The sequence below is a fragment of the Streptomyces rugosispiralis genome, from assembly GCF_024505145.1.
Lineage (GTDB): Bacteria > Actinomycetota > Actinomycetes > Streptomycetales > Streptomycetaceae > Streptomyces > Streptomyces rugosispiralis.
Genome location: NZ_JANIAA010000010.1, coordinates 1 through 15,296, shown reverse-complemented (window position 1 = coordinate 15,296; position 15,296 = coordinate 1). Strand labels below are relative to the sequence as shown.

7 protein-coding genes and 1 pseudogene are annotated in these 15,296 nt (G+C 64.8%); 4 read left to right on the top strand and 4 right to left on the bottom strand.

Annotated elements, in window-relative coordinates; translation table 11 throughout:
- Positions 1 to 156: 156 nt before the first annotated feature.
- The 4 genes from NP777_RS17935 to NP777_RS17920 all read left to right on the top strand — a co-directional run bounded on the left by NP777_RS17935 (position 157) and on the right by NP777_RS17920 (position 8,864).
- Entirely contained in the window at positions 157 to 6,633 is a 6,477-nt protein-coding gene (locus NP777_RS17935; protein WP_308405158.1) for a polymorphic toxin-type HINT domain-containing protein, read from the top strand.
- Positions 6,634 to 6,642: 9 nt separating this feature from the next.
- On the top strand, positions 6,643 to 7,071 hold the full coding sequence (locus NP777_RS17930) for a DUF4259 domain-containing protein (protein ID WP_256651161.1): 429 nt from the start codon (positions 6,643 to 6,645) through the stop codon (positions 7,069 to 7,071).
- A gap of 535 nt (positions 7,072 to 7,606) precedes the next feature.
- Complete coding sequence (locus NP777_RS17925) at positions 7,607 to 8,506, top strand: polymorphic toxin-type HINT domain-containing protein (RefSeq protein WP_256651160.1); 900 nt, start codon at positions 7,607 to 7,609, stop codon at positions 8,504 to 8,506.
- A 10-nt stretch (positions 8,507 to 8,516) separates the two neighbouring features.
- Positions 8,517 to 8,864, top strand: coding sequence for a hypothetical protein (locus NP777_RS17920; protein WP_256651159.1), 348 nt, complete (start codon positions 8,517 to 8,519; stop codon positions 8,862 to 8,864).
- Between the two features lie 82 nt (positions 8,865 to 8,946).
- On the opposite strand, the pseudogene NP777_RS17915 reads toward NP777_RS17920, so the two are convergent.
- The 4 genes and pseudogenes from NP777_RS17915 to NP777_RS17900 form a co-directional block, all read right to left on the bottom strand.
- Positions 8,947 to 9,177, bottom strand: a pseudogene (locus tag NP777_RS17915) (site-specific integrase); the annotation flags it as partial.
- A gap of 457 nt (positions 9,178 to 9,634) precedes the next feature.
- On the bottom strand, positions 9,635 to 10,843 hold the full coding sequence (locus NP777_RS17910; RefSeq protein ID WP_256651158.1) for a site-specific integrase: 1,209 nt from the start codon (positions 10,841 to 10,843) through the stop codon (positions 9,635 to 9,637).
- A 686-nt stretch (positions 10,844 to 11,529) separates the two neighbouring features.
- Positions 11,530 to 13,683: a glycosyltransferase family 4 protein gene (locus tag NP777_RS17905; RefSeq protein ID WP_256651157.1), complete on the bottom strand. Its 2,154-nt coding sequence runs from the start codon at positions 13,681 to 13,683 to the stop codon at positions 11,530 to 11,532.
- A 299-nt stretch (positions 13,684 to 13,982) separates the two neighbouring features.
- The coding region (locus tag NP777_RS17900) for a glycerophosphodiester phosphodiesterase family protein (RefSeq protein WP_256651156.1) at positions 13,983 to 15,296 on the bottom strand (1,314 nt) is incomplete at its 5' end.

Below are 15,296 nucleotides of genomic sequence, written 5' to 3'. Positions count from 1 at the left end.
GTGACCTGGCCGAAGGCCGGTACCGCACGCCTGGCGGTATCCGGCAGCGGCTCGGCCACGGCCCGGCCGGGCGGCCTGCCGGTCACCCTCGGAACGGCGGGCAAGAAGGCCCAGGGCAGGAAGGCCGACTCCACTCCCGGCCTGAGCATCCAGGTGATGGGCGAAGGCCGAGCCCGGAAGGCCGGGGTCAAGGGCGTGCTCCTCAAGGCCGTCGCCTCGGCCGAGGGGGGTAGCGCGAAGCTCGGCATCAGCTACGCGGACTTCGCCGCGGCATACGGCGGTGACTGGGCGGGACGCCTGACCCTTCTGCAGCTCCCGGCGTGCGCGCTGACGACACCACAGAAGGCCGGCTGCCGCACGCAGAGCCCCCTTCGGGCGGTCAACAAGCGGCACAAGGAGCAGCTCTCCACACCGCTCACCTTCGCCGCGAAGCCGGGCGGGGAGGTGAAGGTCCTGGCGGTGGCCGCCGCTGCCAAGTCCGGCGGTGGCGACTACAAGGCGACGCCGCTCTCCGCCTCGTCCACATGGGAGTCGGGCGGGTCCTCGGGCTCCTTCACTTGGACGTATCCGCTGGGCATGCCTCCCGCGGCGGCTGGGCCCGCACCGGATCTGTCGATCTCGTACGACTCCGGCAGCGTCGACGGACGAACGGCGAACACCAACAACCAGGGCTCCTGGATCGGTGAGGGATTCGATCTCACCTCGTCGTACATCGAGCGCAAGTACGGCAGTTGCAACGACGACGGGCAGGACGACAAGTTCGATCTGTGCTGGAAGTACGACAATGCCTCGCTCGTGCTCAACGGCAAGGCGACGGAACTGGTGAAGGACGACACCAGCGGCACGTGGCGGCTGAAGAACGACGACGCCTCGACCGTCCAGCACTCGACCGGTGCCGACAACGGCGACGACAACGGCGAGTACTGGACCGTCACCACGGGCGACGGCACCAAGTACGTCTTCGGACTCAACAAGCTGGACGGCGCGGCCGCAGACGATCGCACGGAGTCGGTCTGGACCGTGCCGGTCTTCGGCGACGACGAAGGAGAGCCCGGCTACTCCTCGGGCTCGTCCTTCGGCGAGCGCGACAAGAAGCAGGCATGGCGCTGGAACCTCGACTACGTCGAGGACACCCACAACAACGCCATGACGTACTGGTACAACGCCGAGCACAACAACTACGCCAAGAACGGCAAAGACGACCCCGGCACCGACTACATACGCGGCGGCTATCTCAAGGAGATCCGCTACGGGCAGCGCGCCGATGCCCTGTTCTCCGCGACCCCCTATGCCTCGAACAAAGTCATGTTCACCGTCGCGGAACGCTGCATGGCCTCCGGCACCGGCTGCGACTCGCTGAACGAGGATCACCGTGCCAACTGGCCGGACGTCCCCTTCGACGCGGTGTGCAAGGACGGTGACAAGTGCACCGGCAATGTCGGCCCTTCCTTCTTCACGCGCAAGCGCCTGACGGACATCACCACCTACTTCTGGAACGCGGACGCTGCCACACCCGGTTACGAACCCGTCGACTCCTGGGCGCTCAAGCAGACCTATCTCGACCCGGGCGACACGGGCGACTCGTCCGATCAGTCCTTGTGGCTGGACGAGATCAAGCGCACCGGAAAGCGCGGTAGTGACATCTCCCTGGACCCGGTGAAGTTCACTCACACCTGGCTCACGAACCGTGTGGACGGTGCGACGGACGACATTCTGTCGCTGGAAAAGCCACGGGTGAAGACCATCACCTCCGAGGCCGGTGCCCAGACCGTCGTCGACTACGCGGAAGCCGACTGCGTCGCGGGCCGGACGATGCCGAAGGCGGATGAGAACACCAAGCGCTGCTTCCCGGTCTACTGGTCACCCAACGGTGCGGCCGACCCGCAACTCGACTGGTTCCAGAAGTATCCGGTGACCGGTGTGCGGACCACCGACCCCAAGGGCGGCTCCGAAGCCGTTGCCCACTCCTACACGTACGAGGGAGGCGCGGCCTGGCACTACAACGACGACCCGATGACGCCGGCGAAGCAACGCACCTGGTCGGAGTGGCGGGGCTACGGCAAGGTCATCCACCGAACCGGCGCAGGCGACAACACGCAGTCCAGGACCGTCACCGTCTACATGCGCGGCATGGACGGCGACCGCGTGCTTACACCCGACGGCAAGGGCGTCGATCCGGACAAGCGGAAAACGGTCACGGTCAAGGGAGTCACGGCCGCCGAGCTCACCGACTCCGACCCGTACGCCGGTTTCACACGTGAGTCGGTGACTTACAACGGCGACGCCGAGGTATCCGGCAGCATCAGCGACCCGTGGTCCAAGCGCACCGCCACCCAGCACAAGTCCTACGCGGACACCGAGGCGTACTACGTTCGGACCAGGGCCACCCACGATCGCACCAGAATTACCAGCGGCATCAGCCCGGTGGACAGGGTCCGCACCCAGACCACCACCTATGACGACTTCGGCATGCCCGCCACCGTCGAGGACGGTGGCGACGACGCGGTCAGCGGTGACGAGACCTGTACCCGCAACTGGTACGCGCGCAACGACAAGGCGGGCATCAGCTCACTGATCGCGCGTGCCCAGACCGTGTCGCGGAAGTGCTCGGTCACGGCCGCTGACCTCGATCTTCCCGCTGACTCCTCGCGTCGCGGTGACGTCGTCTCTGATGTGGCCACCGCGTACGACAGCACCACCTGGTCGGAGGACCAGACTCCCACCCGGGGAGAAATCCGCTGGACCGGCCGCGCCAAGGGCTACGCCGACACCAACGACCCCAGCTGGCAGAAGGTCGAGACCACCACCTACGACACGCTGGGTCGATCGAAGACTGTCAAGGACGCTCTCGACCGCACCACCGCCACCACCGCCTACACGCCCGAGAAGGCCGGTCCGCTGACCTCCACCGTGACCGCCGATGCCAAGGGCTTCTCGACCATCACCACGGTCGAGCCGGCGCGGGGTTCGCCGCTCAAGGTCACCGACCCCAACAAGAAGATCACCGAGACCGAGTACGACAGCCTCGGCCGGGTGACCAAGGTGTGGCTGCCCAACCGGTCCAATGCCGTCAAGGAGAAGCCCAACTACGTATACGGCTACAAGGTCACCAACGCGGCCCTGCCGTGGATCTCCACGGGCACACTCAAGGGTGACGGCTCCGGGTACAACACCACCTACGAGATCTTCGACAGCCTGCTGCGACCCCGTCAGACGCAGGAGCCCTCGCCGGTCGGCGGGCGGGTCATCTCGCAGACGTTGTACGACGACCGTGGTCTGGCCGTCTCTTCTCAAGCCGACATCTGGGACGAGAAGAACGGCCCGTCGGGCGAGGCGGTGGAAACCGACGGCGGTCAGGCGCCCACCCAGACCGACACGAAGTACGACGGCGCCGGCCGCCCGGTCCAAGCGGTCACCAAGGTGCGCGGCGCCGACCGCTGGACCACGACGACCACCTACACCGGCGACACCGCCGCGACCACCGCCCCGGCGGGCGGGTCAGCCGTCGCCGAGGTCACCAACGCCCTGGGGCGGGTCACCGAGCGCCGTGAGTACCCGGGCACCAGCCCGACCGGCACGAAGTACACGAGCACGAAGTTCACTTACACACCGGACGGCGACCAGAAGACCATCGTCGGCCCGGACAACGCCACATGGACGTACACCTACGACCTCTTCGGCCGACTGAGCACGGCTGACGACCCCGACAAGGGCAAGACGTCCACGCACTACGACGAGCTCGACCACATCACATCCACGGACGACGCGAACAAGAACACCCTGCTGTACGAGTACGACGAACTCGGCCGCAGAACCGGCATGTGGCAGTCCTCCAAGACGGCCGCCAACAAGTTGGCGTCCTGGACCTTCGACACCGTCGCAATGGGGCAGCAGGACTCGGCGACCCGCTATGAAGGCGGTGTCGATGGCAAGGCGTACACCCGTAAAGTCACGAAATACAACAGTCTCTACCAGCCGACCGGGTCCCAGCTCCTCCTGCCGGGGAACGACCCGCTCGTACAGGCCGGCGTACCCGCCACACTGGCCTTCTCCACCGACTACGGGCTCGATGGCACGGTCAAGAAGACCGGAGAGCCGGCCGTGGGCGGGCTGTCGGGCGAGTCGGTCTCCTATACATACAACGCGACCGGTCAGCAGCTCACCGCCTCGGGCGCTTCCAGCTATCTGCTGGACGCCGTCTATTCCCCCGTCGGGGACCTGCGCCAGTTGGAGCTGGGGACATCCCCCGCCTCGGACAGCAAGAAGCTGTACACGAGCTATGAGTACGAGGACGGGACTCGACGCCTGACACGCGGCTTCACACGTGATGAGACCTACGGATACCTGCTTCAGGACCTGAAGTACACGCAGGATGACGCCGGGAACGTGACGTCGATTTTCGACAGTACGAACCTCGGCGGCACGGGCAAGGCCGACTACCAGTGCTTCGGCTACGACGGCTATCGGCGCCTGGCCGAGGCGTGGACACCGAAGGCGGCGGACTGCGCGGATTCCGGCCGGACCACCGCGAACCTCGGCGGCGCCGCCCCGTACTGGACGTCCTACACCTACAACGTGGCGGGCCAGCGGGAATCCGAGACTCAGCACGCGGTAGCGGGCGATACGACGACAACCTACGCGTACGGCACGGCCAAGGGGCAGCCGCACCCCTTGGCCGAGACCCGCACGACCAAGCCGGGAAGCACACCGTCCGCCACTGCCGCGTACGCGTACGACGCCGCGGGTAACACGACCACACGGCCGGGCACCCAGGCCGAACAGACCCTGGCCTGGAACACGGAAGGCAGGCTCGCGGCCTCCTCAGAACCTGCGAAGGGCGGGAAAGCGGCTACGGGGACCGGCTACCTCTACGACGCCGACGGCGAGCTCCTCATCCGCCGTGCCACGACGGCTGACGGGGACACGGTCCTCTACCTGGGCGCCACCGAGGTCCGTCTCACTGCCCGGGGCTCGGCGAAGACCTTGACCGGCACCCGCTACTACACCGGCGCCGGGCAGACCATCGCGGAGCGCACCGGCACAAAGGGCCAGTCCACCACGAAGCTGACCTTCCTCGCCGCCGACCACCACGGCACCGGCACCCTGGCCGTCGATGCCGGTACCCGCGCGGTCACCAAGCGCTACACCACCCCCTTCGGCGCTCCGCGCGGTACCAAGCCCACCACGTGGCCGGACGACAAGGCGTTCCTCGGCAAGCCGGCCGACAGTGTCACCGGCCTCACCCACATCGGCGCCCGCGAATACGACCCCGTCACCGGCCAATTCATCAGCCTCGACCCGCTCCTCACTCCCGACCAGGGGCAGTCCCTCAACGGCTACAGCTATGCCAACCAGAATCCGGTCACTGACTCGGACCCCACGGGCCTCTGCGTAGACCCCGGCAACGGGCACTGCATGCCGACCAACGGCGGAGACGCAGGTAAAGACGCCCCACCGGAGAACCACTACCCCAGCGGTGGGGGTTGGCACCATGGTGGCGGCGGCGGTGGCGGAGGCAGCAGAGGTGGAGGTGGGGGCACGGCGTCCACTTCAGCTTCCTACCCGACGCCCGCGCCCAGTCCCGGACCTCCACCTGTGCCCGGCCCTTATCACGATGAGAAAGCCGGCACGGGACTGTTCAGTGCCTTAAAACTGGCGGTGGACTTCTTCGGGCCGGACACATCGGAATGGAAGAAGTGCGGAGACTTCAAACTCTCCGGGTGTCTTTGGGCTGCGGCTGATCTGCCGGGCCCGGGGAAGGCCCTCAAGGGCGTCAAGATCTGGAAGAAGGCACGGAAGGCCGAGAAGAAGGCCGACGATGCGGTCGACGCAGCCAAGGTGGTCGAGAAGTGCCACAGCTTCACCGAAGAAACGCAAGTAGAACTCGCAGACGGCAGCCATAGTGACATCAAGGATGTCAAGGTCGGCGACAAGGTCCTCGCCACCGATCCCGAAACCGGGAAGAGCGAAGCTCGCCCGGTCGTTGCGACGATCGTTACCAACGATGACAAGGACTTCACCGACCTCACAGTGAAGACCGGTGACCGCCCCGCGTCGATCATCGCCACCGACACCCACCCGTTCTGGGTAACGAGCGAGGCCCGCTGGGTGGACGCCGGCGACGTCATCACCGGCATGCGGCTCCGCACGGACAAGGGCAAGGCCGTGACGGTCACCTCCGTGCGCCACTTCACGAAGCTGCAACGCACCTACGACCTCACAGTCAGCAGAATCCACACGTACTATGTGCTGGCGGGCGAGACACCGGTGCTCGTCCACAATTCCGGTGGATGCCCGACGGTGGGCCTTCTCAGTCCATCGCACCAGGCGATCGGTGATCCCAATGCCAGGGGTGGCATCTACGCATTGGTGTCGGAGGACGGAACGGTGATGCGAACGGGTATGGCCACGAACCTGCAGTCTCGCCTCGCCACGCACCGACGGGACTATCCCGGTCTGACGGGCGTGGTCCTCTATAGGACGGATAATCGGGCTGCAAGGCGAGGCTTGGAGGAGATGGCTGAGAATTGGTACACGCCGATCTTGGCCAATCAACGGGCGATCCGTCCCGACAATCCACGACGCCAAGAATACTTGCAATCTGCGCGTGATTTTCTGGATCAATGGAGGTGAGTGGACGACATGAGCGCTTCCGGTGTAGGACCCTTCGAGAACGACTCTGCGATGGATCTACTTGATGAGCTGCGAGGACTTGCTGAGGGCGAGGTGATCGATGCGCTGCGTGACGCGCTATCGGCCGCGGCTGAAGTGGAGCCCGGCGACTTTCTGGATCGCGACCTGGGCGAGCCGGCGGTAGCTGCGTCGGCTGTCTCTTTGGCGAAGATCAAGGGAAGAGGAAGTGTCCTCGAAGAGGCAGAACTGACGGATGTCGTCCCCGAGATTCCATCCTCCATCTTCTCGCTGGTTGTTTCGGCTCTTTCCAGGGTGCTGCAAGAGGATTCCGAGGCGTATGGCCTGTGGATCGATGCAGGTCGAGGAGATGAGTGGAAGGCTGAAGTGGAACGTCTCCTGAACGAAGCCGACGAGGTTACCCAAGGCGCATCAGGCTGACGGCGTCTAGGTTTTTTCTGCTGCCTCCTCTCGGCATAGTCGCGCAGAAGTCAGAAGTCCCACCGCAGAATTCCGGTGGGGCTCCTCAGCGGTTTGACGGCAACGCTGACGGCAACGTCAGTGGACGACGGGGCTGCGGCGGGTGGGTCGTTGGGGTCGTCTTCGGTCGGGCTGAGGGCGTCGTTGAGGGTGTTGATGGCTTGGCGTTGGAGGCGGAGTCGTACGTGGGCGTAGACGCCTGTGGGGTTCCCAAACAGGGCCGCTGACTTGACCTGCCAATTTACCCGGCCCTTTCGTACTCGTTGATAAGTCCTCCGAGGACGGGACGGCGTTTGATCGGTTCTTGAGAGAGGTCGGTGATGGGATGGTTGGGCTGGGGCGGTCGGAGTTGATGCGGCCGACCCGCAGGAGTGGCGAGGCTATGGCAAGGTCGTGCACCGAACCGGCGCCGGCGACAACACGCAGTCCAGGACCGTCACTGTCTACCTGCGCGGCATGGACGGCGACCGCGTACTGACACCCGACGGCAAGGGCGTTGATCCGGGACTTCAAACTCTCCGGGTGCCTTTGGGCTGCGGCTGATCTGCCGGGCCCGGGGAAGGCCCTCAAGGGCGTCAAGATCTGGAAGAAGGCACGGAAGGCCGAGAAGAAGGCCGACGATGCGGTCGACGCAGCCAAGGTGGTCGAGAAGTGCCACAGCTTCACCGAAGAAACCCAGGTCCAACTCGCAGACGGCGGCCACAGCGACATCAAGGACATCAAGGTCGGCGATAAGGTCCTCGCCACCGATCCCGAAACCGGGAAGAGCGAGGCCCGCCCGGTCGTTGCGACGATCGTTACCAACGATGACAAGGACTTCACTGACCTCACAGTGAAGACCGGTGACCGCCCCGCGTCGATCATCGCCACCGACACCCACCCGTTCTGGGTAACGAGCGAGGCCCGCTGGGTGGACGCCGGCGACGTCATCACCGGCATGCGGCTCCGCATGGACAAGGGCAAGGCCGTGACGGTCACCTCCGTGCGCCACTTCACGAAGCCGCAACGCACCTACGACCTCACAGTCAGCGGAATCCACACGTACTATGTGCCGGCGGGCTCGATTCCGGTCCTTGTTCATAACTCGAACGGGGCCTGCGGAAAAGACCTGACACGAGGTGAAAAGGTTGCTGCTGCGGCGGGTGTCGATGATCTTTCGCCGGCATTGCGCAAGAACCTCACAGGCTTTATGAAGAAGAGTCCTGGGGATGCCGAGATTCCGCAAATTATTCGACTCCCCGAAGGCGGTGCGGAGTTCAGTTACAAGGTCCCCGGACGGGTTCCCGGGTCGTATGCGGTTTATCGGAAGCGGGTAGACGCTGAAGGGGGCACTGAGTTGGCTTACAAGACGACGTTTCTCCCCGGTGGCAGCATTGCGCACATCAAGTTCAAGTGAGGATGATCCGATGGAATCGGATGCTTGCGAGGCACTGACCAGCCTGATTCGCTGGAAATCATCGCTGGATGGCCTGATCGACGCTGCCAACCGATGCGATCTGCGCGAGGGACCTTGTGTACGTCTGGATCGTGATGCCGTAAGAGATGTTCTGCAGCGGTGTATTTCCGGAGAGCTAGACGTTCTCGAATTGCCGCGATGGGCTGGAGCGGTTCACATGCTGGATCGTGTCGAGATCGATGAAGCGGACGTTGAGATGCTCAGTCAATTCCTCTTCGAGGCGTCGAGTCCTGAACTGTTCGAGCCGATCAATGTGGACCTGTGCCAGCGATGGATCAGCCGAATGGGGAATGCTTAGCAATCTGCTCACGCAAAAGTCTGGAGGCCGGGGCGGAGGGGATTCCGGCCTCCAGGCGCTTGACGGTAATGGTGAGGCAACGTCAGCGGAAGACTGCTGCGGCGGGTGGTATGTCGGGATCATCGGGATCGTTGTCGGTCGGGCTGAAGGCGCGACCCAGGGCGCCGATCGCTTGGCGTTGTAGGCGGAGCCGTACGCGGGTGTAGACGCCGACGGCCACGCCGATATGGGCGTCTTCGAGGAGTCTCTTGATCACGACGAGATCTATGCCCTGCTCCAGGAGTAGCGTGGCGGCGGAGTGTCGAAGATCGTGGTGACAAGTGCGGGAGTCGGTGCCTGCGCAAGGCCTGCGGATGCCGAAAAATACGTCTAGCCTGATGAAAAGCGTGTTTCTGTCTGGTGAGCTGTAGCGCGTGCGGTGGAGAGTTTGAGCCTGTGCCTGGGTGTGGCTTCGGGCGTATACTGTACATATGCGACGCTCGGTCACGATGCCAGCTTCCAGGCAACTCGGGGCGCAGAAGCCGAAGAAGGTGGACTCCTTTACTCGGCTGATTGTGCGTCAGCGTGACCTGGGAGAATGGACCGGAGCACGCCGCTCAGCCTCGACGCAACTGGGGGTCAAGGGGGCGCAGGTTCAAATCCTGTCGTCCCGACGGTGTTATCGCAGGTCGGAGGCCGTTTCCGCCGGAAGGCGGGGGCGGCCTTTTCCGTTGGTGGTCGTTGGGTGGTCGTAGATCGGGCCCGGGCACGCTTCTGGCGCTGATGCTGCTTCACGCTGCTTGTGTGTACTGGTCGCTGTGGGGCTGGCTTCGTGGGGCGGGTGGGCTGGTGGTCGTTGTGTGGTCGTAGCGCTTTTCCTCGCAGTCGAGCTGTTTGGCGATGGCGTCGACGGCTTTGCGGGCCGCGGGTTTGGTGAGGTGGCCGTAGATGTTGGCGGTGGTGGAGATCGTGGAGTGGCGCAGATCGTGGACGCTGGTGCGCGGAACGCCTGCCTGGCGGGCGAGGTAGCGGAAGTGGTTGAAGACGTACTCCGGGTGCAGGGGACGTCCGTCTTCGCGATGGAAGACGAACCCGCCTCCCTGTTCGCCGGGTGCGTAGCACTGGGTTTTGCGGCGGGTGAGGATGGCGTGGATACGGGGTGACAGGGCGACCCAGTCGCTGCTCTTGCGGGTCTTCGGCCTGGTCAGGGCGAGCTTGTTGTTGTCGATCGCCGAGAGGGTCCAGCGGACGTAGACGGTGCGTGCGTCGAGGTGGACGTCGTCCAAGTGCAGGCCGAGGGCTTCGCCTTTGCGGAGGCCGGTGCCGATGAGGAACTCGATCAGGTCGCCGAAGTCCGGATCGTTCGCATGGCAGTGGCGCAGGAAGCGGATCGCCTGGGCCGGGGTCCAGATAGTGCGCTCGCCGGAGACCGGGCGCGGGATCACCGTGGGCCGGACGACATTGGTGGGGAGCCGGTGCTGGCGGACGGCGTCGCCGATCGCGCTGGAGAGGGTGGCGAGGATGTGCCAGACGGTGGGACGTCCGCGGCCGGCGGCGAGCTGAGCCAGTACGAAGTGGTGGATGTGCTCGTAGGCGAGCTCGTCCAGGCGGACCGGACCGAGGGCCGGAATCAGATCGTGGTGGACGTAGTCGCGATAGCGGACCCACGTGGTGGCCTTGAGCCGCAGCCGCTTGGCCGCGAGCCACTGGACCAGGTAGTCGGCGACGGTCTGGTTCGGGTCGGCACTGACGCCGATCCGGCGGCCGGCACGGTAGCGGTGCAGCGCGGTACGGGCCTCGTCCTCGGTGGGGAAGCCACCCCGGCGCACAGTGCGGTTGTGCCCGCCGGGCTCAGTGGCAGGAAGATCGACGGCGAAGGTCCACGTCCCATGAGCGGGATCGGACATCAGCTGGGGGCAGTGAACGCCGAGCTGGCGGCGCCGCTCGTCGCGGCAGCCGCACCGGCGGTAGACGCGCCCCACGCTCTCGTGGGCGCGCATGACGATCACCTTCTACGGCGACATGGAATTGTCACGGCATTTTCATTGTGGATCGCGTCTAAGAAGAAAAGGAAATCTCTTACGACCACAACCCGACCACAATGGTCCTGATCTGCTGCCTGACCAGCGGCGATCCCTTTACTCTCCCGACAAGTGCGGAGATCTGTCGACCATGCCGTGAGTGGAAAAATAGTGTGCCAAGCTGCCATCCATGAGCAGCTGCGCGGAGCTCCCTGATGGGGTGATCGCGGTCCAGAACTTGCACCGCTCCTCGCTCTCATTCAGCGAGTGCCAGCACGTGGCCTCGGCCGCAGAGATTGGTTTCTGAACGCCTCTGAAAGGTCTGTGGCTCCTTTTCTCCGATGGGTGTGCATTCACGGTTGCCGTGGCCGATGCGGTGACCATTGCTGGATTACTCAACGACTCGGCGGACCGCCGACAGAGGGCGGCGGGCGGCTAAGGTGCTAATCCGCGTCGATCCGAGTTCTGGTGTGCTGGCCGCGAAGAGACTTCCGGACCGTTCCGATGAACGCAGCCTGATCGCCCCGAGGCCAGCGACGTCAGTCATGTCGCGTCACACTGGAAGAAGGCACTCAATCAATTCTCGCTGTTCTTCGAGGACCGGCTCAACAGCACGCGACTCAAATTCACTGACTCGCTTTGCCTCGCAGCGGTCCGGCTCGCCGTCACCCGGTCTCAGCGCGTTTGAGGTGCTCGCCGGTCGGCTCCGGTATGTCTTTGGCGCTGAGCGCGAGGTTGTTGTCGACGGTGAAGAATGGCGTGATGCGGGTCATGCCACGCTTCGGGTGGGGAAGGTGTGTCGCGGGGGTCTTGTCCGTCTTCTTACGGTCAACCACATCTCCGCCGATGCGGCCTATGGGTATAGCGGCATCGCCTGGGGAGTTCAGTCGCAGGCGGAGGTCCCACAGGTCGTGCTCAACTTCCCGGTGGGTGAGCATGTCGTTGTAGTCGAGGGTGAACTCGAAGCTTCGGTCGGTGATTTGGGTGACCGAGGTGGTGACGTCGTGTTCGGGCGCGGTGCGGGAGACGGCCACGACGGTTGCCGCAGTCAGGTCCGTGTCGGTGTTCGGGCCGAGGAGTGTCGCGGTGATCGTGGTGTGTGTGGCGTCGACGGTGATGTGGTGGACCTCAGCGTGGGCGGGACGGTGCCAGGTGCGCAGGGCGAGGTAGCCGTCGCTGGTGGTGTAGGGAATGCAGGCGCTGACCCCGTTACGGCTTGTCATTGGGGGGCGTCCGACCAGGGCGGTCTGTTCGGTGAGCGCTGCGGTGAGGCGGACGCGGTCCGCAGCGGTCGTGGTGTCACGGTGGGCGGCGTAGCAGTCCCAGCGGCCCTCAGCGAGTGCCGCCCCGGATGGCAGGGTGATGTGCGGGTCGGCGATGTCGTCTGCTCTGGCCTCAGGTATGGGCAGGTGTACCTCGCGGCCCTTGGGGTCCTTGCGCAGCCGGATCACGAAGTCGAGGGGACCGACGGGAAGGGTGTCGGCGGCCAATCGGATGCGGAGGGCGCCCTGGGGCAGGGCCCGCGTGTACGCCAATGCTTGGGGTGCGGTCACGGGAGTGGACTCGGCCGCGGTCTCTGCCGGGCGTTGATGCTGCGTCGGCTCGGCTGGTTCGGCTCTGTGCAGTGCTGAGCGCAATCTTCTCAGCAGGGATGGGCGGTTGGCGGCCCGTAAGTCATCGAAGAGCTGTTCGTAATGGCGGGCGATCACGGCGGGGTCGAAGGCGCGGGCACGTTTGCGGGCGGCTTTGCCCAGTCGATCGCGTAGGACGTCGTCGCTCATCAGATGCCTCAGGGCATCCGCGTACGCGTCACTGCCACCCTGCGGGGGGACAAGCATGCCGTTGATGTCGTGATCGAGGATCTCGGCTGGCCCGTGGGGGCAATCGGTGGCGACGACCGGTACGCCGCAGTGCATGGCCTCGACGATGGTCATACCGAAGGACTCCATGTCCGAGGAGACTGCGGCGATGGCACCCTTGGCCCATTCGGTCTCGATCGGGGACACCGGGCCCATGAGGAAGACGCGACCGTAGAGTCCGAGCCGGTCAATCTGCTCGCGCAGCTGGGACTTCACCGGGCCGCGTCCGTAGAGACGCAGAGTCCAGTCCGGGTGGTCTGCGGCCACCTTCGCGAACGCGTCGATCAATCGGTCATACCGCTTTACTTCGACCAGCCGGCCCGCGGCCACGATGACGTTCGAGCGACGGTTCGAGGGCTCGACCGTGGGCATGGGCACGCCGTTGGGGATGCAAACGATCCGCGTCGATACGCGGGGCAGGGCCACGCGGTACTGGACTGCGTCGGCCTCGGATACGGTCACGAAGGCGTCCAGGTCGGTGATGGCCCGGTTCTGGTAGCCGCGCAGGGTCGGGTCGTGGGCGTCAAGGCTCAAGTGTTCCTGCCCGACGCGTAGGTAGCGGCTGTGTCCATCGCGGGCGAGGTAGCCGTTGAGGTCGGGGCGGGTGGCGATCACCACGTCCGCATCTGTGTGCCGGAGCCACGTGCCGATGCGTTCGTCTTGCAGGGCCGAATACGGCAGGCGCTCGGAGTTCGCGGCGGCGCCCGTGTCAGGGAACATCGTGCACGGCTTTCGAGTTAGCTCGTGGCGCCCTTCGTAGCCAGAGGTGTCCTCTCGCATGTCGATCAGGGAAGTCAGTGCCACCCGTTCGTCGAGGGCGAGAGCCGGTGTCTCACTCACCTGGTGCACGCTCACCACCTCGACATCGTGGCGTGCGACGAGGGCGCTCGACAGGTTCAGAGTGGACCGGATGGCCCCACCTATACCGAACGCATTGTTGATGAGGAACGCGATCTTCATCGTTCTCTTTCACAGTGATGTCGGACGTGTGCTCGCCGACCCGGGCAGACAGAGCCGACGAGTTCACCGTCGCGGCGAGGGCGAGGAGGAGCCCAGGCCATGCCTTGCGAGATGGCCAATTCGGTGTCGTGCCAAGGACCGTGGCGCCCGGTCGAACTGGGACGGCTGCAGGCCGCCCCAGTTCAACCCTTGTGTTCAGAAGGCCCGATGGGGGCCGCGGGCCGCGGCCCCCATCGCTTGTGCAACTCGATTCGCGTGCAACGTGTTGAAAGGCTGACGAGCCACGGTTGGGGTGTCATTCACCCGGATGATGCTGTTTCAGCACAATGGGACTGCCGCCAGGGCAGGAACCGCTCCGGGCGGTTGGTGATGACGCCGTCAACGCCCCATGACGTCGCGAGCTGCCATTCACTCTCGCCGTCGACTGTCCACACGAACACTTCGACCCCAGCCCTCTTGAGCTGATCCACCACAGCGGGACGGGGGGAAAGGCCGCTGAATTTCACTGCGTACGCGCTGAGAGCGAAGGTGCGGGCTGTAGCCACGGGATCCGGATCAAGCTGGGACCGGAGGAGTGCGACCTTGGTCTTGTGGCTGGAGGCCGCTGCATCCCGCACCACGTCCTCATCAAAGGACTGGACCACCGTGCGCTCGGTCATTCCCGCTTCGGCCACGAGCCTGAGGGCGCGCTCTACCGCTGCCGAGGTCTGTGGCCCCTTGATTTCCAGGAGAAGACGAGCCGACCGGCTCTTCACGGAGGTCAATGCCTCCTCCAGAGTGGGTACGTGTCCGCCCCCCTTCACCGTCAATCGAGATATTTCGTCCGCGGTCAACTGGTCGACGCGTCCGGATCCATCAGTCGTTCTGTCCACGGTCGCGTCGTGCATGAGGATGGGGTGATCGTCCTTGGTGAACTGCACATCGGTCTCGACCCAATCCGCGCCACGATCAGCTGCTGCTTCCAGTGAGGCAATCGTGTTCTCCGGGGCGATTTCCGGGGCACCACGGTGTCCGATGGCATATGTGCGGAGGCAAGAAGCGGCGGAACTCCGCTGTGAAATCCGGATGCTGTCGATGGCTCCGGCGACGTATTCGCCCCAGGCGCCTTGATAGAGCACGCGACCGATCTGCAGGCCGCCGTCGGCTCGCCACGGGGTGGTGAACTGGACCGACTGCTGTAACTGACCGTTCACCGACAACGACAGTGTCTGCTTGGCAGCATCGTAGGAACCGGCCAGGTGCGTCCACACGCCCGACTGTGCCGCATCATTGCTCAAGGCTCGGACGATGGTGGCGTCGTCGGCGTCCTTGGTGTGCCGGTTGAACACCCACTTGTCGTAGTACTTCGAGTAGTACAGCTGGAACCCGCTCGCACGGTCCCCGACCTGCGACAAAAACGTGTAGTTCTCGTTCTTGTTGTCGAGCTTGACCCAGGCTGATACCGAGAACGACTTTGTGGTGTCGAGCATCGGCTCGGCGGTGGCCGCATATGCGGATGTCCCGTTCAGATGCAGTCCGGTGCCGATCTTGCCGACGACGCCCAGCTGGGCACCGTTGCCGGCCAGGGTTGCGACGGGGCCTGCGCCCCGGCCTCCGCTGACTCGTGCACTGCT

What these genes read in the sequence shown, in the direction of transcription:
- NP777_RS17905 (WP_256651157.1), bottom strand. Translation starts at nt 13,683, where the DNA reads ATGAAGATCGCGTTCCTCATCAACAATGCGTTCGGTATAGGTGGGGCC.
- NP777_RS17935 (WP_308405158.1), top strand. Translation starts at nt 157, where the DNA reads ATGGGCGAAGGCCGAGCCCGGAAGGCCGGGGTCAAGGGCGTGCTCCTC.
- NP777_RS17920 (WP_256651159.1), top strand. Translation starts at nt 8,517, where the DNA reads ATGGAATCGGATGCTTGCGAGGCACTGACCAGCCTGATTCGCTGGAAA.
- NP777_RS17910 (WP_256651158.1), bottom strand. Translation starts at nt 10,843, where the DNA reads ATGCGCGCCCACGAGAGCGTGGGGCGCGTCTACCGCCGGTGCGGCTGC.
- NP777_RS17930 (WP_256651161.1), top strand. Translation starts at nt 6,643, where the DNA reads ATGAGCGCTTCCGGTGTAGGACCCTTCGAGAACGACTCTGCGATGGAT.